Below are 21,534 nucleotides of genomic sequence, written 5' to 3'. Positions count from 1 at the left end.
CTCAAGCCTACGCAGATGGTGCTCCCGGTTCCTTACCGAATCAGACACCAAAACGACATCCGGCTTCGGCCAGATGAAACGGTAACAAGCAGGAGTTTTACCCGTGGCAATTAAACTCGAAGACAAGAAGGCCATCGTCGCTGAAGTCAACGAGGCTGCCAAAGTCGCTCTGTCCGCTGTCGTGGCTGATGCCCGTGGTGTGACTGTAGGCGCAATGACCGGACTCCGTAAAGAGGCTCGCGAAGCTGGCGTATACGTACGTGTCGTACGTAACACCCTGCTCAAGCGCGCTGTTGCCGACACTGAATTCAGTGTCCTCAACGACGTGCTCGCTGGCCCGACCCTGATCGCGTTCTCCAACGAACACCCGGGCGCTGCTGCTCGTCTGTTCAAGGAATTCGCCAAGGGTCAGGACAAGTTCGAGATCAAGGCAGCTGCGTTCGACGGCAAGTTCCTTGCCGCCAACCAGATCGACGTGCTGGCAACCCTGCCAACTCGCGACGAGGCTATCGCACAGCTGATGAGCGTTATCCAAGGTGCTACCAGCAAGCTGGCTCGTACCCTGGCAGCTCTGCGCGACCAGAAAGAAGCTGCTGCTGCCTAAGGCGGCGTAGATCCTTTCGAAATCAAACGTTTAATTTGATGGCCGCGTAGGCTGTCACCCCAATACAGGAATTCATAGTCATGTCTCTGACTAACGAACAAATCATCGAAGCAATCGGCCAGAAAACCGTTCTGGAAATCGTTGAGCTGATCAAAGCGATGGAAGAAACCTTCGGCGTTACCGCTGCTGCCGCTGTTGCCGCTGGTCCAGCTGCTGGCGCTGCTGCTGCCGTTGAAGAGCAAACCGAGTTCAACGTTGTCCTGGTTGAAGCCGGCGACAAGAAAGTGAACGTGATCAAGGCAGTTCGTGAACTGACCGGTCTGGGCCTGAAAGAAGCCAAAGAGAAAGTCGACGGCGCTCCTCAGGTTGTAGCTGAAGGCGTTTCGAAAGAAGCCGCTGAAGACGCTAAGAAGAAGCTGGAAGAAGCAGGCGCTAAAGTCGAGCTGAAGTAAGCATCGACTTTGCTCCTCCAGCCCGAGCGTCAAGCGAAAGGCTGATGGCTGGTGGCTTATGCCACCGGCCTTTTTCCGTTATTGGCAGCCGGCCAGGCCGGCGCCGATAGCGGATCCACCACCCGATGCGGTGGCGCAAACCAAGGGGTTTGCACGATTTTCTGGCTGCTCCCGCCGGGAGGGGCCAAACAAGCAGGTGACCAAGCTGGGGAACGCTGATGGCTTACTCATATACTGAGAAAAAACGTATCCGCAAGGACTTTAGCAAGTTGCCGGACGTCATGGATGTGCCGTACCTCCTGGCCATCCAGCTGGATTCGTATCGTGAATTCTTGCAAGCGGGAGCGACTAAAGATCAGTTCCGCGACGTGGGCCTGCATGCGGCCTTCAAATCCGTTTTCCCGATCATCAGCTACTCCGGCAATGCTGCGCTGGAGTACGTCGGCTATCGCTTGGGCGAGCCGGCATTTGATGTCAAAGAATGCGTATTGCGCGGTGTGACTTTCGCCGTACCTTTGCGGGTAAAAGTGCGCCTGATCATTTTCGACAAAGAATCGTCGAACAAAGCGATCAAGGACATCAAAGAGCAAGAAGTCTACATGGGTGAAATCCCCCTGATGACTGAGAACGGTACCTTCGTGATCAACGGTACCGAGCGTGTGATCGTTTCCCAGCTGCACCGTTCCCCGGGCGTGTTCTTCGACCACGACCGTGGCAAAACGCACAGCTCCGGCAAACTGCTGTATTCCGCGCGCATCATTCCTTACCGCGGTTCGTGGTTGGACTTCGAGTTCGACCCGAAAGACTGCGTATTCGTGCGTATCGACCGTCGTCGCAAGCTGCCGGCTTCCGTGCTGCTGCGCGCGCTCGGCTATACCACCGAAGAAGTGCTCGACGCGTTCTACACCACCAACGTATTCCATGTGAAGAGCGAAGGCCTGAGCCTGGAGCTGGTGCCTCAGCGCCTGCGTGGTGAAGTCGCCGTCCTCGACATCCAGGACGACAAAGGCAAGGTGATCGTAGAGCAGGGCCGTCGTATTACCGCCCGCCACATCAACCAGCTGGAAAAGGCCGGGATCAAAGAGCTGGACGTGCCGCTGGACTACGTCCTGGGCCGCACCACCGCCAAGGCCATCGTTCATCCGGCCACCGGCGAGATCCTGGCAGAGTGCAACACCGAACTGTCGACCGACCTCCTGGTGAAGATCGCCAAGGCCGGCGTCGTTCGCATCGAGACTCTGTACACCAACGACATCGACTGCGGTCCGTTCGTCTCCGACACGCTGAAGATCGACTCCACCAGCAACCAACTGGAAGCGCTGGTCGAGATCTATCGCATGATGCGTCCGGGCGAGCCGCCGACCAAAGACGCTGCCGAGACCCTGTTCAACAACCTGTTCTTCAGCCCTGAGCGCTATGACCTGTCTGCGGTCGGCCGGATGAAGTTCAACCGTCGTATCGGTCGCACCGAGATCGAAGGTTCGGGCGTGCTGTGCAAGGAAGACATCGTTGCGGTCCTGAAGACCCTGGTCGACATCCGTAACGGCAAAGGCATCGTCGACGACATCGACCACCTGGGTAACCGTCGCGTTCGCTGCGTCGGCGAAATGGCCGAGAACCAGTTCCGCGTTGGCCTGGTACGTGTTGAGCGTGCGGTCAAAGAGCGTCTGTCGATGGCCGAAAGCGAAGGCCTGATGCCGCAAGACCTGATCAACGCCAAGCCAGTGGCTGCGGCGGTGAAGGAGTTCTTCGGTTCCAGCCAGCTGTCGCAGTTCATGGACCAGAACAACCCGCTCTCCGAGATCACCCACAAGCGTCGTGTGTCCGCACTCGGCCCGGGCGGTCTGACTCGTGAGCGCGCAGGCTTCGAAGTCCGTGACGTACACCCGACTCACTACGGTCGTGTCTGCCCGATCGAAACGCCGGAAGGTCCGAACATCGGTCTGATCAACTCCCTGGCTGCTTACGCTCGCACCAACCAGTACGGCTTCCTCGAGAGCCCGTACCGTGTGGTGAAAGAGGGTGTGGTCACCGACGACATCGTGTTCCTGTCCGCCATCGAAGAAGCCGATCACGTGATCGCGCAGGCTTCGGCGACCATGAACGAGCAGAAAGTCCTGATCGACGAACTGGTGGCCGTACGTCACCTGAACGAATTCACCGTCAAGGCGCCGGAAGACGTCACCTTGATGGACGTTTCGCCGAAGCAGGTAGTTTCGGTCGCGGCGTCGCTGATTCCGTTCCTCGAGCACGACGACGCCAACCGTGCGTTGATGGGTTCCAACATGCAGCGTCAGGCTGTACCGACCCTGCGTGCCGACAAGCCGCTGGTGGGTACCGGCATGGAGCGCAACGTTGCCCGTGACTCCGGCGTTTGCGTCGTGGCCCGCCGCGGCGGCGTGATCGACTCCGTCGATGCCAGCCGTATCGTGGTTCGCGTTGCCGATGACGAAGTCGAAACCGGTGAAGCCGGTGTCGACATCTACAACCTGACCAAGTACACCCGCTCCAACCAGAACACCTGCATCAACCAGCGTCCGCTGGTGAGCAAGGGTGACAAGGTTCAGCGTGGCGACATCATGGCCGACGGCCCGTCCACCGACATGGGTGAACTGGCGCTGGGTCAGAACATGCGCATCGCGTTCATGGCGTGGAACGGCTTCAACTTCGAAGACTCCATCTGCCTGTCCGAGCGTGTGGTTCAGGAAGACCGCTTCACCACGATCCACATCCAGGAACTGACCTGCGTGGCTCGTGACACCAAGCTTGGCCCAGAGGAAATCACTGCGGACATCCCGAACGTGGGTGAAGCCGCACTGAACAAGCTGGACGAAGCCGGTATCGTCTATGTCGGCGCCGAAGTCGGCCCTGGCGACATCCTGGTCGGCAAGGTCACTCCGAAAGGCGAGACCCAGCTGACTCCGGAAGAGAAACTGCTGCGCGCGATCTTCGGTGAGAAGGCCAGCGACGTTAAGGACACCTCCCTGCGCGTGCCGACCGGCACCAAGGGTACCGTCATCGACGTTCAGGTCTTCACCCGTGATGGCGTCGAGCGTGACAGCCGTGCCCTGTCGATCGAGAAGAGCCAGCTCGACGAGATCCGCAAGGATCTGAACGAAGAGTTCCGCATCGTCGAAGGCGCGACCTTCGAGCGTCTGCGTGCCGCTCTGGTCGGTCACAAGGTCGAAGGCGGTGCCGGTCTGAAGAAAGGCCAGGACATCACCGACGAAGTGCTGGACGGTCTTGAGCATGGCCAGTGGTTCAAGCTGCGCATGGCTGAAGACGCTCTGAACGAGCAGCTCGAGAAGGCCCAGGCCTACATCGTCGACCGTCGCCGTCTGCTGGACGACAAGTTCGAAGACAAGAAGCGCAAGCTGCAACAGGGCGACGACCTGGCGCCGGGCGTGCTGAAGATCGTCAAGGTGTACCTGGCTATCCGCCGTCGCATCCAGCCGGGCGACAAGATGGCCGGCCGTCACGGTAACAAGGGTGTGGTCTCCGTGATCATGCCGGTTGAAGACATGCCGCACGATGCCAACGGCACCCCGGTCGACGTCGTCCTCAACCCGTTGGGCGTACCTTCGCGTATGAACGTCGGTCAGATCCTCGAAACCCACCTGGGCCTCGCGGCCAAGGGCCTGGGCGAGAAGATCAACCGGATGGTCGAAGAGCAGCGCAAGGTCGCTGAGCTGCGTACCTTCCTGGACGAGATCTACAACCAGATCGGCGGTCGCAACGAAGACCTCGACAGCTTCTCCGATCAGGAGATCCTGGATCTGGCGAAGAACCTGCGTGGCGGCGTACCAATGGCCACCCCGGTGTTCGACGGTGCCAAGGAACGCGAGATCAAGGCCATGCTGAAACTGGCGGACCTGCCAGAAAGCGGCCAGATGCAGCTGACCGACGGGCGTACCGGCAACAAGTTCGAGCGCCCGGTCACCGTTGGCTACATGTACATGCTGAAACTGAACCACTTGGTAGACGACAAGATGCACGCGCGTTCTACCGGTTCGTACAGCCTGGTTACTCAGCAGCCGCTGGGTGGTAAGGCGCAGTTCGGTGGTCAGCGTTTCGGGGAGATGGAGGTCTGGGCACTGGAAGCTTACGGTGCTGCCTACACCCTGCAAGAAATGCTCACAGTGAAGTCGGACGATGTGAACGGCCGGACCAAGATGTACAAGAACATCGTGGACGGCGATCACCGTATGGAGCCGGGCATGCCCGAGTCCTTCAACGTGTTGATCAAGGAAATTCGTTCCCTCGGCATCGATATCGATCTGGAAACCGAATAACACGTGACGCGATCGAGAGCGGGGCAGGATTGCCCGCTCTCTGCTCCGCCAGGAGGAAAGGCCTTGAAAGACCTACTGAATTTGCTGAAAAACCAGGGTCAAGTCGAAGAGTTCGACGCCATCCGCATCGGATTGGCCTCGCCTGAGATGATCCGTTCGTGGTCGTTCGGTGAAGTTAAAAAGCCGGAAACCATCAACTACCGTACGTTCAAGCCTGAGCGTGACGGCCTGTTCTGCGCCAAGATCTTTGGCCCGGTAAAGGATTACGAGTGCCTGTGCGGTAAGTACAAGCGCTTGAAGCATCGTGGTGTGATCTGCGAGAAGTGCGGCGTTGAAGTCGCGCTGGCCAAGGTTCGTCGTGAGCGCATGGCGCACATCGAACTGGCTTCGCCGGTTGCCCACATCTGGTTCCTGAAGTCGCTGCCGTCCCGTATCGGCCTGCTGATGGACATGACCCTGCGTGATATCGAGCGCGTTCTCTACTTCGAGAGCTATGTCGTCATCGACCCGGGCATGACCACCCTTGAAAAGGGTCAGCTGCTGAACGACGAGCAGTATTTCGAAGCGCTGGAAGAGTTCGGTGACGATTTCGACGCCCGCATGGGTGCCGAAGCCGTCCGCGAGCTGCTGCACGCTATCGACCTGGAACACGAGATTGGCCGTCTGCGCGAAGAGATTCCGCAAACCAACTCCGAAACCAAGATCAAGAAGCTGTCCAAGCGCCTGAAGCTGATGGAAGCCTTCCAGGGCTCCGGCAACCTGCCTGAGTGGATGGTGCTGACCGTTCTGCCGGTTCTGCCGCCGGACCTGCGTCCGCTGGTTCCGCTGGACGGCGGTCGCTTCGCGACTTCCGACCTCAACGATCTGTATCGTCGGGTGATCAACCGTAACAACCGTCTGAAGCGCCTGCTCGACCTGTCCGCTCCGGACATCATCGTGCGCAACGAAAAGCGCATGCTGCAGGAAGCTGTCGATGCACTGCTCGACAACGGCCGTCGCGGTCGCGCCATCACCGGCTCGAACAAGCGTCCTCTGAAATCCCTGGCCGACATGATCAAGGGTAAGCAAGGTCGTTTCCGTCAGAACTTGCTCGGTAAGCGCGTTGACTACTCGGGCCGTTCGGTGATCACCGTAGGTCCGACCCTGCGCCTGCACCAGTGCGGTCTGCCGAAGAAGATGGCTCTGGAGCTGTTCAAACCGTTCATTTTCGGCAAGCTGGAAATGCGCGGTCTGGCGACCACCATCAAAGCCGCCAAGAAAATGGTCGAGCGCGAGCTGCCGGAGGTTTGGGACGTTCTCGCTGAAGTGATCCGCGAACACCCGGTCCTGCTCAACCGTGCACCGACCCTTCACCGTCTGGGCATCCAGGCGTTTGAACCGGTACTGATCGAAGGTAAGGCCATCCAGCTGCACCCTCTGGTCTGCGCCGCGTACAACGCCGACTTCGACGGTGACCAAATGGCCGTGCACGTGCCGCTGACGCTGGAAGCCCAGCTGGAAGCGCGCGCGCTGATGATGTCGACCAACAACATCCTGTCGCCAGCCAACGGTGAGCCGATCATCGTTCCGTCGCAGGACGTGGTACTGGGTCTGTACTACATGACCCGTGAAGCGATCAACGCCAAGGGCGAAGGTCGTGTGTTCGCGGATCTGCAGGAAGTCGACCGCGTGTTCCGCGCCGGCGAAGCCGCGCTGCACGCCAAGATCAAGGTTCGTATCAACGAAACCGTGAACGACCGTGACGGCAACAGCGTGAACAACACCCGTATCGTCGACACCACCGTCGGCCGTGCGCTGCTGTTCCAGGTTGTGCCGAAAGGCCTGTCGTTCGACGTCGTCAACCTGCCGATGAAGAAGAAGGCGATCTCCAAGCTGATCAACCAGTGCTATCGCGTTGTGGGTCTGAAAGAGACCGTGATCTTCGCCGACCAGTTGATGTACACCGGTTTTGCCTACTCGACCATTTCCGGCGTTTCCATCGGCGTTAACGACTTCGTTATCCCGGATGAGAAAGCGCGCATCATCGGTGCCGCCACCGACGAAGTGAAAGAGATCGAGAGCCAGTACGCCTCCGGCCTGGTGACCCAGGGCGAGAAGTACAACAAAGTGATCGACCTTTGGTCGAAAGCGAACGACGAAGTCTCCAAGGCGATGATGGCCAACCTCTCGAAAGAGAAAGTCATCGACCGTCACGGCGACGAAGTCGAGCAGGAATCGTTCAACTCGATGTACATGATGGCCGACTCGGGTGCGCGGGGTTCCGCAGCACAGATTCGTCAGCTCGCCGGTATGCGTGGCCTGATGGCCAAGCCGGACGGCTCCATCATCGAGACGCCGATCACCGCGAACTTCCGTGAAGGTTTGAGCGTACTCCAGTACTTCATCTCGACCCACGGTGCTCGTAAAGGTCTGGCGGATACCGCGTTGAAGACAGCGAACTCCGGTTACCTGACCCGTCGTCTGGTTGACGTGGCACAGGATCTGGTCGTGACCGAGATCGACTGCGGCACCGAACACGGTCTGCTGATGACGCCGCACATTGAAGGCGGCGACGTTGTTGAACCGTTGGGTGAGCGCGTACTGGGTCGTGTGGTTGCCCGTGACGTGTTCAAGCCGGGCACCGAGGACGTCATCGTTCCTGCCGGCACCCTGGTCGACGAGAAGTGGGTCGAGTTCATCGAGCTGAACAGCATCGACGAAGTGGTCGTGCGTTCGCCGATCAGCTGCGAAACCCGTTACGGCATCTGCGCCAAGTGCTACGGCCGCGATCTGGCCCGTGGTCACCAGGTGAACATCGGTGAAGCGGTCGGCGTCATCGCTGCCCAGTCCATCGGTGAGCCGGGTACCCAGCTGACGATGCGTACGTTCCACATCGGTGGTGCGGCAAGCCGTACTTCCGCTGCCGACAGCGTTCAGGTGAAGAACGGCGGTACCGTCCGTCTGCACAACCTGAAGCACGTTGAGCGTGTGGACGGCAACCTGGTTGCCGTGTCCCGTTCCGGTGAGCTGGCGATCGCCGACGACTTCGGTCGTGAGCGCGAGCGCTACAAGCTGCCGTACGGTGCCGTGCTCTCGGTCAAGGAAGGTGACAAGGTCGACGCTGGCGCCATCGTGGCGAAGTGGGATCCGCACACGCACCCGATCGTTACTGAAATGAAAGGTAACGTGACCTACGTGGGCATGGAAGAAGGCATCACGATTAAGCGTCAGACCGACGAATTGACCGGTATGACCAACATCGAAGTGCTCGACGTCAAAGACCGTCCGGCTGCCGGCAAGGACATCCGTCCTGCGGTGAAGATGGTCGACGACAACGGCAAGGATCTGTTGCTGCCAGGCACTGACGTTATCGCTCAGTACTTCCTGCCGGCGAACGCCCTGGTCGGTGTTGCGGACGGTGCGAAGATCGCGATCGGTGACGTTATCGCGCGTATCCCGCAAGAGACTTCGAAGACCCGTGACATCACCGGTGGTCTGCCGCGTGTTGCCGACCTGTTCGAAGCCCGTCGTCCGAAAGAGGCGTCGATCCTGGCAGAAGTCAGCGGCACCATCGCGTTCGGTAAGGAGACCAAGGGCAAGCGCCGTCTGGTCATCACCCCGAACGACGGCAGCGATCCGTACGAGGAGCTGATTCCGAAGTGGCGTCACCTGAACGTGTTCGAAGGCGAACAGGTGAACCGCGGCGAAGTTATCTCCGACGGTCCGAGCGATCCGCACGACATCCTGCGTCTGCTGGGTGTGAGCGCGCTGGCCAAGTACATCGTCAACGAGATCCAGGACGTTTACCGTCTGCAAGGCGTGAAGATCAACGACAAGCACATCGAGACCATCCTGCGTCAGATGCTGCGCAAGGTTGAGATCTCCGAGTCGGGCGATTCCAGCTTCATCAAGGGCGACCAGATGGAACTGACCCAGGTGCTGGTGGAGAACGAGCGTCTGAACGCGGAAGACAAGTTCGTCTCCAAGTTCACCCGTGTTCTGCTGGGTATCACCAAGGCGTCGTTGTCGACCGAATCGTTCATCTCGGCGGCTTCCTTCCAGGAAACCACCCGGGTGCTGACCGAAGCGGCCGTCACCGGCAAGCGCGATTACCTGCGCGGCCTGAAAGAAAACGTGGTCGTGGGTCGTTTGATCCCGGCCGGTACCGGTCTGGCCTACCACAGCGAGCGCAAGCGTCGCCGTGATGCGGACAAACCGTTGCGCGTAAGCGCCAGTGAAGTGGAAGCTGCACTGACCGAAGCGCTGAACTCGAGCGGTAACTGAGTTCTGCGGTAAATGAGCGTAAGGCCCTGACCGCTCCGTTCATCGAATCGAGACATTTTGTCGAGTTTCGGTGGGCGGGGAGGCCGGGGCCTTGCCTTGACTGGGGACAAGATCCTCTTTAGACTCTTGATCCCCTAAATTTGGCGGGAATCCGTTCCCGCCATTTTGCTTTTCTTGCAAGACAATAGCGTCGCAAGACAACAGTGGAGCTAGTAGATGGCAACTATCAACCAGCTGGTACGTCAGCCGCGTAAGCGTATCGTCGAGAAATCCGACGTGCCTGCGCTGCAGAACTGCCCGCAACGTCGTGGCGTGTGCACCCGCGTGTACACCACTACGCCGAAAAAACCTAACTCGGCACTGCGTAAAGTATGCCGTGTGCGTCTGACCAACGGTTTCGAGGTTTCCTCGTACATCGGCGGTGAAGGCCACAACCTGCAAGAACACAGCGTGGTTCTGATCCGTGGCGGTCGTGTAAAAGACTTGCCAGGTGTTCGCTACCACACCGTTCGCGGCTCCTTGGATACTTCCGGCGTTAAAGGCCGTAACCAAGGTCGTTCGAAGTACGGTACCAAGCGTCCGAAGTAATCGGCCGCTTTGCAGTTATTCATTTTATTGAGTCGATAAGAGTAAGGTCGGGCACGCATCCGAAGGATCTGTCCCGAGCTAACCTGAAGACCGTTTGAGGGCTTATCAATGCCAAGACGTCGCGTAGCAGCCAAGCGTGAGATTCTGGACGATCCGAAATACGGAAGCCAAATCCTCGCCAAATTCATGAACCACGTTATGGAAAGCGGCAAGAAAGCCGTTGCCGAGCGTATCGTTTATGGTGCCCTGGAAACCGTTGCGGCCCGTAAGGCTGGCACCGATCCCCTGGAACTCTTCGAAAAAGCACTCGACGCCATCGCTCCGCTGGTCGAAGTGAAGTCGCGCCGCGTTGGTGGTGCTACTTACCAGGTTCCGGTCGAGGTTCGTCCTTCCCGTCGTAACGCTCTGGCAATGCGCTGGTTGGTAGACTTCGCCCGCAAGCGTGGCGAGAAGTCCATGGCCCTGCGTTTGGCTGGCGAGCTGCTGGATGCTGCTGAAGGTAAAGGTGCAGCAGTTAAGAAGCGTGAAGACGTGCACCGTATGGCCGAAGCCAACAAGGCTTTCTCGCACTACCGCTTCTAATATCAGCATCATTCATTTTGCGAGGGCTTTATGGCTCGTACTACAGCAATCAACCGCTACCGTAACATTGGTATTTGCGCCCACGTTGACGCGGGCAAGACTACCACTACCGAGCGGATCCTGTTCTACACAGGTCTGAGCCACAAGATGGGCGAGGTGCACGACGGCGCCGCGACCACCGACTGGATGGTGCAGGAGCAGGAGCGGGGTATCACCATTACCTCCGCTGCCGTTACCACTTTCTGGAAAGGTTCCCGTGGTCAGTACGACAACTACCGCGTAAACGTCATCGATACCCCCGGCCACGTAGACTTCACCATTGAAGTAGAACGTTCGCTGCGCGTACTCGACGGCGCGGTCGTTGTTTTCTGCGGCACCTCCGGTGTTGAACCTCAGTCCGAAACCGTATGGCGTCAAGCCAACAAGTACGGCGTTCCACGTGTTGTTTACGTGAACAAGATGGACCGTGCCGGCGCGAACTTCCTGCGCGTTGTCGGCCAGATCAAGAACCGTCTGGGCCACACCCCGGTTCCGGTTCAGCTGGCCATCGGTGCAGAAGATAACTTCCAGGGTCAGGTCGACCTGATCAAGATGAAGGCTATCTACTGGAACGAAGACGACAAAGGCACCACCTATCGCGAGGAAGAGATTCCTGCCGATATGGTTGAGCTGGCCAACGAATGGCGCAACAACATGGTCGAGGCTGCGGCCGAAGCCAACGAAGAGCTGATGAACAAGTACCTTGAAGAAGGTGACCTGTCCGTCGAAGAGATCAAGGCTGGTCTGCGCGCCCGTACCCTGGCGAGCGAGATCGTTCCTGCGGTCTGCGGTTCTTCGTTCAAGAACAAGGGCGTTCCCCTGGTTCTCGACGCCGTTATCGACTTCCTGCCTGCTCCGACCGAGATTCCTGCAATCCAGGGCATCCACCCGGACAACGTCGAAGACGAAAACGCTCCGAAGATCGAGCGTCACGCCGACGACGCCGAGCCGTTCTCGGCCCTGGCGTTCAAGATTGCCACCGACCCGTTCGTGGGCACTCTGACCTTCGTCCGCGTCTACTCGGGCTTCCTGACCTCCGGTGACTCCGTCATCAACTCGGTCAAGGGCAAGAAAGAGCGCGTTGGTCGTATGGTGCAGATGCACGCCAACCAGCGTGAAGAGATCAAGGAAGTGCGCGCAGGCGACATCGCCGCTCTGATCGGCATGAAGGACGTCACCACCGGTGACACCCTGTGCGATCTCGAGAAGCAAGTGATCCTTGAGCGTATGGATTTCCCTGAGCCTGTGATTTCGGTGGCTGTAGAGCCGAAAACCAAGCAGGACCAGGAAAAGATGGGCATCGCACTGGGCAAGCTGGCTCAGGAAGACCCGTCGTTCCGCGTCAAGACCGACGAAGAGACTGGCCAGACCATCATCTCCGGTATGGGTGAGCTGCACCTGGACATCCTCGTTGACCGCATGAAGCGCGAGTTCAACGTCGAGGCCAACATCGGCAAGCCGCAGGTTTCGTACCGCGAGAAGATCAGCAAGAGCAACGTTGAGATCGAAGGCAAGTTCGTTCGTCAGTCCGGCGGTCGCGGTCAATTCGGTCACTGCTGGATCCGTTTCTCGGAGCCAGACGTTGACGAGAAGGGCAACATCACCGAAGGCCTGGTCTTCACCAACGAAGTTGTGGGTGGTGTGGTTCCGAAGGAATACATCCCGGCTATCCAGAAGGGTATCGAAGAGCAGATGAAGAACGGCGTCGTTGCCGGCTATCCGCTGATCGGCCTGAAGGCTACCGTGTTCGATGGTTCCTACCACGACGTCGACTCCAACGAGATGGCGTTCAAGGTGGCGGCCTCCATGGCGACCAAGCAGCTGGCCCAGAAGGGCGGCGGTGTTGTGCTTGAGCCGATCATGAAGGTTGAAGTAGTAACCCCAGAAGACTACATGGGTGACGTGATGGGTGACCTGAACCGTCGTCGTGGTCTGATTCAGGGTATGGAAGACTCGGTGTCCGGTAAGGTAATCCGTGCTGAAGTTCCACTGGGTGAGATGTTCGGTTATGCGACCGACGTCCGTTCCATGTCTCAGGGTCGCGCGAGCTACTCCATGGAATTCTCCAAATACTCCGAAGCTCCGTCGAACATCGTCGAAGCTCTCGTTAAAAAACAAGGCTGATTCAGCCCTTTAGGCTAGGAGTTTATTGTCGTGGCTAAAGAAAAATTTGAACGTAGCAAACCGCACGTCAACGTTGGCACCATCGGTCACGTTGACCACGGTAAAACCACTCTGACCGCTGCTCTGACCCGTGTTTGCTCCGAGGTTTTCGGTTCGGCCGTTGTTGACTTCGACAAGATCGACAGCGCCCCGGAAGAGAAGGCTCGTGGTATCACCATCAACACCGCTCACGTAGAGTACGATTCGAACATTCGTCACTACGCGCACGTTGACTGCCCAGGTCACGCCGACTACGTCAAGAACATGATCACCGGTGCTGCCCAGATGGACGGCGCGATCCTGGTTTGCTCGGCCGCCGATGGTCCGATGCCGCAAACCCGTGAGCACATCCTGCTGTCCCGTCAGGTAGGTGTTCCGTACATCGTGGTTTTCCTGAACAAGGCTGACCTGGTAGACGACGCTGAGCTGCTGGAACTGGTTGAGATGGAAGTTCGCGACCTGCTGTCCACCTACGACTTCCCAGGCGACGACACCCCGATCATCGTTGGTTCGGCCCGTATGGCGCTGGAAGGCAAAGACGACAACGAAATGGGCACCACCGCTGTCAAGAAGCTGGTTGAGACTCTGGACAGCTACATCCCAGAGCCTGAGCGTGCCATCGACAAGCCGTTCCTGATGCCGATCGAAGACGTGTTCTCGATCTCGGGTCGCGGTACTGTTGTGACCGGTCGTGTTGAGCGTGGCGTTGTCCGCATCCAGGAAGAAGTTGAGATCGTCGGCCTGCGCGACACTCAGAAAACTACCTGCACCGGCGTTGAAATGTTCCGCAAGCTGCTCGACGAAGGTCGTGCTGGCGAGAACTGCGGCGTTCTGCTGCGTGGCACCAAGCGTGACGACGTTGAGCGTGGCCAGGTTCTGGTCAAGCCAGGTTCGGTCAAGCCGCACACCAAGTTCACCGCAGAAGTCTACGTGCTGAGCAAGGAAGAAGGCGGTCGTCACACTCCGTTCTTCAAAGGCTACCGTCCACAGTTCTACTTCCGTACCACTGACGTGACCGGTAACTGCGAACTGCCGGAAGGCGTTGAAATGGTAATGCCAGGTGACAACATTCAGATGACTGTTACCCTGATCAAGACCATCGCAATGGAAGACGGTCTGCGCTTCGCTATCCGTGAAGGCGGTCGTACCGTCGGCGCCGGCGTCGTAGCCAAAGTCATCGAGTAAGTCTCTTTTAGAGTCAGCTTGATGAAATGAAAAAGCCTCCGCTCAGCGGGGGCTTTTTTATTGGGTTGACACCTATATGGGGCGTCTATAGAATTGCGCCTCCTTTTAACGGGCGTATTGCGCCCGGTGGGAATAGCAGCCGGAGTCTGAAATCCAATGCAAAATCAGCAAATCCGTATCAGGTTGAAGGCTTTTGACCATCGCCTGATCGACCAATCAACCCAGGAAATCGTGGAAACCGCGAAACGTACTGGTGCTCAAGTGCGTGGTCCTATTCCACTGCCTACCCGTAAAGAGCGGTTTACCGTTCTGGTTTCCCCGCACGTCAACAAAGACGCGCGTGACCAGTACGAAATCCGCACTCACAAGCGTGTACTGGACATCGTCCAGCCAACGGATAAAACCGTTGACGCGCTTATGAAGCTGGATCTTGCGGCCGGTGTGGAAGTGCAGATCAGCCTCGGCTAAGACTTGGTCTTGGTCGTGTAACGCTCTGAAATGGGCGGCCATAGCGGGTGAAAGCCCCGTACACTCATGAGGTTTACAACATGACTATTGGTGTAGTCGGTCGTAAATGCGGTATGACCCGTATTTTCACCGAAGAAGGTGTCTCCATTCCGGTCACGGTCATCGAGATCGAGCCGAATCGCGTCACCCAGTTCAAAACTGAAGAGACCGATGGCTATCGTGCAGTGCAAGTCACTGTCGGCGAGCGTCGTGCTTCGCGCGTAACAGCTGCTCAGGCAGGCCACTTCGCCAAGGCGAACGTTGCTGCCGGTCGTACCGTCCTGGAATTCCGTCTTGAAGAAGGCGAATACAAGGCCGGCGACCTGATCAACGCTGAAATCTTCGCCGCTGGTCAACTGGTCGACGTGACCGGTCAGTCCAAGGGTAAAGGCTTCCAGGGTACGATCAAGCGCTGGAATTTCCGCGGGCAAGATAACACCCACGGTAACTCCGTATCCCACCGCGTCCCAGGCTCTATCGGCCAGTGCCAGACTCCTGGTCGTGTATTCAAGGGCAAGAAAATGTCCGGTCATATGGGCGCTGAGCGCGTGACCGTACAGTCCCTCGAAGTAGTGCGCGTGGACGCTGAACGCAATCTGTTGTTGGTCAAGGGCGCTGTTCCTGGCGCTACTGGCGGCAACGTGGTTGTACGTCCAGCAGCCAAGGCTCGCGGTTAAGGGGAAGCTGACATGCAATTAAATGTAAATGACGCTCAAGCGATCGAAGTTTCCGAACTGACATTTGGCGGCGAGTTCAACGAGACGCTGGTTCACCAAGCAGTCGTGGCCTACATGGCTGGCGGCCGTCAAGGTAGCAAGCAGCAGAAGACCCGTTCCGACGTTTCCGGTGGCGGCAAGCGCCCATGGCGTCAGAAAGGTACTGGCCGTGCTCGTGCCGGTACTATCCGTAGCCCAATCTGGCGCGGCGGCGGCACCACCTTCGCAGCTCGTCCACAAGATCACTCCCAGAAGCTGAACAAGAAGATGTATCGCGCAGCAATGCGTTCCATTCTTGCTGAGCTGGTGCGTACTGATCGTCTGGTCGTGGTTCAGGATTTCGCTGTTGAAACTCCGAAAACCAAAGATCTGCTGGGTAAGCTGAACAACATGAGCCTGACCGACGTTCTGATCGTGTCGGACGCTGTTGACCAGAACCTGTACCTGGCTGCTCGCAACCTGCCGCACGTAGATGTACGTGACGTGCAAGGTTCCGATCCAGTTAGTCTGATCGCATACGACAAGGTGTTGATCACCGTGTCGGCCGTGAAGAAATTCGAGGAGCTGCTGGGATGAACCAGGAACGCGTATTTAAAGTTCTGCTTGGCCCGCACGTTTCCGAGAAGGCTACGGTTCTGGCAGACAAGAAAGGCCAGTTCGTTTTCAAGGTTGCCACTGACGCAACCAAGCTGGAAATCAAGAAGGCCGTCGAAAGCCTGTTCAGCGTGAAAGTAGAACGCGTGACTACCCTGAACGTTCTGGGTAAGAGCAAGCGTACCGCTCGCGGTCTGGGCAAGCGTAATGACTGGAAGAAGGCAGTTATCTCCCTTCAGCCAGGCCAAGATCTCGATTTCAGCAGCAGTGCTGAGTAAGGAAGGGGTGCATCATGGCAATCGTTAAATGCAAACCGACTTCCCCTGGCCGCCGTTTTGTGGTCAAGGTGGTCAACCAGGAGCTGCACAAAGGCGCTCCTCACGCACCGCTGCTCGAGAAAAAATCGAAGTCTGGTGGTCGTAACAACAATGGCCGCATCACCACTCGTCACGTTGGTGGTGGTCATAAGCAGCATTACCGTCTGGTCGACTTCCGTCGCAACGACAAAGATGGCATCGCTGCCACTGTCGAGCGTATCGAATACGATCCAAACCGTACCGCTCACATCGCCCTGCTGCTGTACGCAGATGGCGAGCGTCGCTACATCATCGCCCCTAAAGGCGTGAGCGCTGGCGACCAGCTGATCGCAGGTGCCCTGGCACCGATCAAGCCGGGCAACGCTCTGCAGCTGCGCAACATTCCAGTTGGTAGCACCGTACACGGCATCGAACTGAAGCCAGGTAAAGGCGCACAGATCGCACGTTCCGCTGGTGCTTCGGCTCAGCTGGTCGCTCGTGAAGGCGTTTATGTAACCCTGCGTCTGCGTTCCGGTGAAATGCGTAAAGTCCTGGCTGAATGCCGTGCGACCCTGGGCGAAGTCTCGAACTCCGAGCACAGCCTGCGTTCGCTGGGTAAAGCCGGTGCCAAACGCTGGCGTGGCGTTCGCCCAACCGTTCGTGGTGTTGCCATGAACCCGGTTGACCACCCACATGGTGGTGGTGAAGGTCGTACCTCTGGTGGTCGTCATCCGGTATCGCCATGGGGCTTCCCGACTAAGGGCGCGAAGACTCGTGGTAATAAGCGTACCGACAAAATGATCGTCCGTCGTCGCAAGTAAATAGAGGGATACGACAGTGCCACGTTCTCTGAAAAAAGGTCCATTTATTGATCTTCACCTACTGAAGAAGATCGAAGTGGCGGCGGAAAAGAACGATCGCAAACCAGTTAAGACCTGGTCGCGTCGTTCGATGATCCTGCCACAAATGGTCGGTCTGACCATCGCAGTACACAACGGTCGTCAGCACGTCCCAGTTCTCGTCAACGAAGACATGGTCGGCCACAAACTGGGCGAGTTCGCCGGTACCCGCAACTATCGCGGGCACGTGGCAGACAAGAAAGCCAAGCGTTAAGGGGTAAGGAAATGGAAGTAGCCGCTAAGTTGTCGGGCGCTCGAATCTCCGCCCAGAAAGCCCGCTTGGTCGCCGACCAGATCCGCGGGAAGAAGGTGGGCGATGCGCTCAACCTGCTGGCTTTCAGCAGTAAGAAAGCCGCCGAGATCATGAAGAAAGTGCTGGAGTCGGCCGTAGCCAACGCCGAGCATAACGAAGGCGCAGACGTTGATGACCTGAAGGTCAGCACCGTGTTCGTCAACGAAGGGCGTTCGCTGAAGCGCATCATGCCGCGTGCCAAAGGCCGTGCTGATCGCATCGTCAAGCGGTCTTGCCATATCACTGTCAAGGTTGCTGACAAGTAACGGAGTCGAAGAGATGGGTCAGAAAGTACATCCCATTGGCATTCGCCTGGGAATCGTCAAGGAGCACACCTCCGTCTGGTACGCAGACGGTCGGACTTATGCGGACTACCTGTTCGCTGATCTGAAGGTGCGTGAGTACCTCCAAGACAAACTAAAAAGCGCGTCCGTAAGCCGTATCGATATTCATCGTCCGGCTCAAACTGCACGCATCACCATCCACACCGCTCGTCCAGGTATCGTTATCGGGAAGAAAGGTGAAGATGTTGAAAAACTGCGTCAGGACCTGACCAAGCAAATGGGTGTGCCTGTGCACATCAATATCGAAGAGATCCGCAAGCCGGAGCTCGACGGTATGCTGGTTGCCCAGAGCGTAGCTCAGCAGCTGGAGCGTCGTGTGATGTTCCGTCGCGCCATGAAGCGCGCCGTACAGAACGCCATGCGCATTGGTGCCAAAGGCATCAAAATCCAAGTGAGCGGTCGTCTCGGCGGTGCTGAAATCGCACGTACTGAATGGTATCGCGAAGGTCGTGTGCCTCTGCACACCCTGCGTGCCGACATCGACTATGCCAACTACGAAGCTCACACCACCTACGGTGTGATCGGTGTAAAGGTTTGGATCTTCAAAGGCGAAGTGATTGGTGGTCGCCAGGAAGAGCTGAAGCCGCAAGCACCAGCGCCTCGTAAAAAAGCTGCTAAGTAAGGGGTACGCCAAATGTTGCAACCAAAGCGTACGAAGTTCCGCAAGCAAATGACCGGCCACAACCGTGGTCTGGCACTGCGCGGTAGCAAAGTCAGCTTCGGCGAGTTCGCGCTGAAGTCTGTTGCTCGTGGTCGTCTCACCGCTCGTCAGATCGAGTCGGCACGTCGTGCCCTGACCCGTCACGTAAAACGTGGCGGCAAGATCTGGATCCGTGTATTCCCGGACAAGCCTATCTCCAAAAAACCACTCGAAGTTCGGATGGGTAAAGGTAAGGGTAACGTCGAATACTGGGTTGCCCAGATTCAGCCAGGCAAAGTCCTGTATGAAATCGAGGGTGTTTCTGAAGAGCTGGCGCGTGAGGCTTTCGCCCTGGCTGCTGCAAAGCTGCCGCTCGCCACCTCCTTTGTTAAACGGACGGTGATGTGATGAAAGCGAATGAACTTCGTGAAAAATCCGCACAGCAGCTGAACGAGCAACTGCTCGGCCTGCTGCGCGACCAGTTCAATCTGCGCATGCAGAAGGCAACTGGCCAGTTGGGGCAGTCTCATCTGCTCTCGCAAGTTAAGCGTGACATCGCTCGCGTGAAAACTGTGCTCAACCAGCAGGCAGGTAAGTGATCATGGCTGAAGCCGAAAAAACTGTCCGTACGCTGACTGGCCGTGTTGTCAGCGACAAGATGGACAAAACCATCACCGTTCTGATCGAGCGTCGCGTTAAGCACCCGATCTACGGTAAATACGTTAAGCGTTCGACTAAGCTGCACGCGCACGACGAAACCAATCAGTGCCACATCGGCGACAAAGTCACTATTCGTGAAACTCGTCCGATGGCCAAGACCAAGTCTTGGGCGCTGGTTGATGTTCTCGAACGCGCTGTGGAAGTCTAAGGGCTAGGGGTCGGAGAAATTATATGATTCAGACTCAATCCATGCTCGATGTGGCCGATAACAGCGGCGCTCGCCGCGTTATGTGCATCAAGGTGCTGGGTGGCTCCCATCGTCGTTACGCTGCCATTGGCGACATCATCAAGGTTACCGTGAAGGAAGCGATTCCTCGCGGTAAAGTGAAAAAAGGCCAGGTAATGACTGCTGTCGTAGTCCGTACCCGTCACGGCGTACGTCGTGCTGATGGCTCCATTATCCGCTTTGATGGCAACGCTGCTGTTCTGCTGAACAACAAGCAAGAGCCGATCGGCACCCGTATCTTTGGGCCAGTGACCCGTGAACTTCGTACCGAGAAGTTCATGAAGATCGTCTCGCTCGCCCCAGAAGTGCTGTAAGGAGATCCGACATGCAAAAGATTCGTCGTGACGACGAGATCATCGTGATCGCCGGCAAAGACAAAGGTAAGCGCGGTAAGGTGCTGAAGGTTCTCGCTGACAACCGTCTGGTTGTCGGTGGTCTGAACCTGGTCAAGCGTCATACCAAGCCTAACCCGATGTCGGGCGTACAGGGCGGTATCGTCGAGAAAGAAGCGCCACTGCACGCTTCCAACGTCGCCATCTTCAACGGCGAAACCAACAAGGCTGACCGCGTTGGTTTCAAAGTAGAAGACGGTAAGAAAATTCGTGTCTTCAAGTCGACCCAAAAAGCGGTTGATGCTTGAACACTGCTAGGTAGAAGACCATGGCACGACTCCAAGAGATTTACCGGAAGGAAATCGCACCGAAACTTAAGGAAGAACTTAAGCTTTCGAACGTGATGGAAGTTCCGCGCGTTACCAAAATCACTCTGAACATGGGTCTGGGCGAAGCGATCGGTGACAAGAAAGTCATCGAGCACGCGGTAGCTGACCTGGAAAAGATCACCGGCCAAAAAGTCGTTGTGACTCACGCTCGTAAATCCATCGCAGGCTTCAAAGTCCGCGAAGGTTGGCCGATCGGTGTCAAAGTGACCCTGCGCCGTGAGCGTATGTACGAGTTCCTGGATCGTCTGCTGTCGATCTCCCTGCCTCGGGTTCGCGACTTCCGCGGCCTGAATGCCAAGTCCTTTGACGGTCGTGGCAACTACAGCATGGGCGTGAAAGAGCAGATCATCTTCCCGGAAATCGACTACGACAAGATCGATGCTCTGCGCGGTCTGGACATTACCCTGACCACCACTGCCAAGAACGATGACGAAGGCCGCGCTCTGCTGCGTGCTTTCAAATTCCCGTTCCGCAACTGATTGGAGTAGGAAAATGGCCAAGAAGAGCATGAAGAACCGTGAGCTGAAGCGTCAGCTCACCGTTGCCAAGTACGCCGCCAAGCGTGCAGCGCTGAAAGCTATCATCGTCGATCTGAACGCAAGTCCAGAAGCGCGTTGGGAAGCTACCGTAGCCCTGCAGAAGCAACCACGTGACGCAAGCGCCTCGCGCATGCGTAACCGTTGCCGCCTGACCGGTCGTCCGCACGGCGTTTACCGCAAGTTCGGCCTGGGCCGTAACAAGCTGCGTGAAGCTGCCATGCGTGGTGACGTGCCAGGTCTGGTGAAAGCCAGCTGGTAAGCGCCTTCAAAACCCCGGTGGTTCGCTCGAAAGAGTCTGACCGCCGGTGGTCTTGAACTTGAATCAAGCCCCTTTTGGGGCTTGATTCATTTCCGGGGGGTGTCTAGAATGACCGGCTCGCCTGAGCCCGTGTTTTTTGTGCCCGGAGTTTCTCGGCGACAAGTAGTAGCCGCAAGGCTAATTTTTCTGTTTTAGGAGCGTCTAGCCCATGAGTATGCAGGACCCGTTAGCGGACATGCTAACTCGAATCCGTAATGCCCAGATGGCTGAAAAGTCCGTCGTAAGCATGCCGTCTTCCACGCTGAAGGTGGCTGTAGCAAAAGTCCTGAAGGACGAAGGTTACATCGCGGGTTATCAGATCAGCAGCGAAACCAAACCTCTGCTGTCCATCGAGCTGAAGTACTTCGAAGGCCGTCCGGTCATCGAGGAAGTCAAGCGCGTCAGCCGTCCAGGCCTGCGCCAGTACAAGTCCGTCGAAGATCTGCCAAAAGTACGTGGCGGCCTCGGCGTGTCTATCGTCTCCACCAACAAAGGTGTGATGACTGATCGTGCTGCGCGCGCTGCCGGTGTCGGCGGCGAAGTTCTTTGCACAGTGTTCTAAGGGGGGATAAGC

Annotated in this window: 24 protein-coding genes; all 24 read left to right on the top strand. The window is 57.4% G+C overall.

Annotated features, from left to right (window positions below; genetic code table 11):
• Nucleotides 1-103 precede the first annotated feature (103 nt).
• Entirely contained in the window at nt 104-604 is a 501-nt protein-coding gene (gene rplJ, locus CAG33_RS27480; protein WP_085585794.1) for a 50S ribosomal protein L10, read from the top strand.
• 80 nt (nt 605-684) lie between these two features.
• Complete coding sequence (rplL, locus tag CAG33_RS27475) at nt 685-1,056, top strand: 50S ribosomal protein L7/L12 (protein WP_085585796.1); 372 nt, start codon at nt 685-687, stop codon at nt 1,054-1,056.
• A 218-nt stretch (nt 1,057-1,274) separates the two neighbouring features.
• Nucleotides 1,275-5,348 (top strand): DNA-directed RNA polymerase subunit beta, encoded by a 4,074-nt coding sequence (gene rpoB / locus CAG33_RS27470; protein WP_085585798.1) that lies wholly within the window; start codon nt 1,275-1,277, stop codon nt 5,346-5,348.
• Between the two features lie 63 nt (nt 5,349-5,411).
• The gene (gene rpoC / locus CAG33_RS27465) at nt 5,412-9,611 is read left to right on the top strand and encodes a DNA-directed RNA polymerase subunit beta' (protein WP_085585800.1); all 4,200 of its coding nucleotides are present in this window, start codon (nt 5,412-5,414) and stop codon (nt 9,609-9,611) included.
• A 216-nt stretch (nt 9,612-9,827) separates the two neighbouring features.
• Entirely contained in the window at nt 9,828-10,199 is a 372-nt protein-coding gene (gene rpsL, locus CAG33_RS27460; RefSeq protein WP_003186084.1) for a 30S ribosomal protein S12, read from the top strand.
• A gap of 108 nt (nt 10,200-10,307) precedes the next feature.
• Nucleotides 10,308-10,781 carry a 30S ribosomal protein S7 gene (gene rpsG, locus CAG33_RS27455; protein WP_016772941.1) on the top strand — a complete coding sequence of 158 codons (474 nt, stop codon included), beginning with the start codon at nt 10,308-10,310 and terminating at the stop codon, nt 10,779-10,781.
• A gap of 30 nt (nt 10,782-10,811) precedes the next feature.
• Entirely contained in the window at nt 10,812-12,944 is a 2,133-nt protein-coding gene (fusA, locus tag CAG33_RS27450; RefSeq protein WP_085585802.1) for an elongation factor G, read from the top strand.
• Nucleotides 12,945-12,974: 30 nt separating this feature from the next.
• Nucleotides 12,975-14,168: an elongation factor Tu gene (gene tuf, locus CAG33_RS27445; RefSeq protein WP_085585788.1), complete on the top strand. Its 1,194-nt coding sequence runs from the start codon at nt 12,975-12,977 to the stop codon at nt 14,166-14,168.
• 156 nt (nt 14,169-14,324) lie between these two features.
• Nucleotides 14,325-14,636: a 30S ribosomal protein S10 gene (rpsJ, locus tag CAG33_RS27440; RefSeq protein ID WP_003186070.1), complete on the top strand. Its 312-nt coding sequence runs from the start codon at nt 14,325-14,327 to the stop codon at nt 14,634-14,636.
• Nucleotides 14,637-14,716: 80 nt separating this feature from the next.
• A complete protein-coding gene (rplC, locus tag CAG33_RS27435; protein ID WP_085585804.1) occupies nt 14,717-15,352 on the top strand; it encodes a 50S ribosomal protein L3 in 636 nt (211 codons plus the stop codon).
• A 12-nt stretch (nt 15,353-15,364) separates the two neighbouring features.
• Nucleotides 15,365-15,967: a 50S ribosomal protein L4 gene (rplD, locus tag CAG33_RS27430; protein WP_007924200.1), complete on the top strand. Its 603-nt coding sequence runs from the start codon at nt 15,365-15,367 to the stop codon at nt 15,965-15,967.
• Nucleotides 15,964-16,263, top strand: coding sequence for a 50S ribosomal protein L23 (gene rplW / locus CAG33_RS27425; RefSeq protein WP_002555488.1), 300 nt, complete (start codon nt 15,964-15,966; stop codon nt 16,261-16,263). Before rplD ends, rplW begins: the two co-directional genes overlap by 4 nt.
• A gap of 14 nt (nt 16,264-16,277) precedes the next feature.
• Nucleotides 16,278-17,102: a 50S ribosomal protein L2 gene (gene rplB, locus CAG33_RS27420; RefSeq protein ID WP_011063775.1), complete on the top strand. Its 825-nt coding sequence runs from the start codon at nt 16,278-16,280 to the stop codon at nt 17,100-17,102.
• Nucleotides 17,103-17,118: 16 nt separating this feature from the next.
• The gene (gene rpsS, locus CAG33_RS27415) at nt 17,119-17,394 is read left to right on the top strand and encodes a 30S ribosomal protein S19 (protein ID WP_085585806.1); all 276 of its coding nucleotides are present in this window, start codon (nt 17,119-17,121) and stop codon (nt 17,392-17,394) included.
• A gap of 11 nt (nt 17,395-17,405) precedes the next feature.
• Nucleotides 17,406-17,738, top strand: a complete 333-nt coding sequence (rplV, locus tag CAG33_RS27410; protein WP_003304070.1) for a 50S ribosomal protein L22 — start codon at nt 17,406-17,408, stop codon at nt 17,736-17,738.
• 13 nt (nt 17,739-17,751) lie between these two features.
• A complete protein-coding gene (gene rpsC, locus CAG33_RS27405; RefSeq protein ID WP_003176422.1) occupies nt 17,752-18,438 on the top strand; it encodes a 30S ribosomal protein S3 in 687 nt (228 codons plus the stop codon).
• Nucleotides 18,439-18,450: 12 nt separating this feature from the next.
• Nucleotides 18,451-18,864: a 50S ribosomal protein L16 gene (gene rplP, locus CAG33_RS27400; protein ID WP_003228729.1), complete on the top strand. Its 414-nt coding sequence runs from the start codon at nt 18,451-18,453 to the stop codon at nt 18,862-18,864.
• The gene (gene rpmC / locus CAG33_RS27395) at nt 18,864-19,055 is read left to right on the top strand and encodes a 50S ribosomal protein L29 (protein WP_002555481.1); all 192 of its coding nucleotides are present in this window, start codon (nt 18,864-18,866) and stop codon (nt 19,053-19,055) included. Before rplP ends, rpmC begins: the two co-directional genes overlap by 1 nt.
• A 2-nt stretch (nt 19,056-19,057) precedes the next feature.
• Nucleotides 19,058-19,324: a 30S ribosomal protein S17 gene (gene rpsQ / locus CAG33_RS27390; RefSeq protein ID WP_003194644.1), complete on the top strand. Its 267-nt coding sequence runs from the start codon at nt 19,058-19,060 to the stop codon at nt 19,322-19,324.
• 23 nt (nt 19,325-19,347) lie between these two features.
• On the top strand, nt 19,348-19,716 hold the full coding sequence (gene rplN, locus CAG33_RS27385) for a 50S ribosomal protein L14 (protein WP_024778329.1): 369 nt from the start codon (nt 19,348-19,350) through the stop codon (nt 19,714-19,716).
• An 11-nt stretch (nt 19,717-19,727) separates the two neighbouring features.
• The gene (gene rplX, locus CAG33_RS27380) at nt 19,728-20,042 is read left to right on the top strand and encodes a 50S ribosomal protein L24 (protein WP_003186046.1); all 315 of its coding nucleotides are present in this window, start codon (nt 19,728-19,730) and stop codon (nt 20,040-20,042) included.
• Nucleotides 20,043-20,062: 20 nt separating this feature from the next.
• Complete coding sequence (rplE, locus tag CAG33_RS27375) at nt 20,063-20,602, top strand: 50S ribosomal protein L5 (RefSeq protein ID WP_022641376.1); 540 nt, start codon at nt 20,063-20,065, stop codon at nt 20,600-20,602.
• Between the two features lie 13 nt (nt 20,603-20,615).
• Nucleotides 20,616-20,921 carry a 30S ribosomal protein S14 gene (gene rpsN / locus CAG33_RS27370; protein ID WP_022641375.1) on the top strand — a complete coding sequence of 102 codons (306 nt, stop codon included), beginning with the start codon at nt 20,616-20,618 and terminating at the stop codon, nt 20,919-20,921.
• A 208-nt stretch (nt 20,922-21,129) separates the two neighbouring features.
• Nucleotides 21,130-21,522: a 30S ribosomal protein S8 gene (gene rpsH / locus CAG33_RS27365; RefSeq protein WP_003228724.1), complete on the top strand. Its 393-nt coding sequence runs from the start codon at nt 21,130-21,132 to the stop codon at nt 21,520-21,522.
• Nucleotides 21,523-21,534 lie beyond the last annotated feature (12 nt).

It is taken from the genome of Pseudomonas sp. B3(2017), assembly GCF_002113595.1.
In the GTDB taxonomy this organism is placed as follows: Bacteria; Pseudomonadota; Gammaproteobacteria; order Pseudomonadales; family Pseudomonadaceae; genus Aquipseudomonas; species Aquipseudomonas ekonensis.
This window is presented reverse-complemented; position numbering and strand designations above follow the sequence as displayed.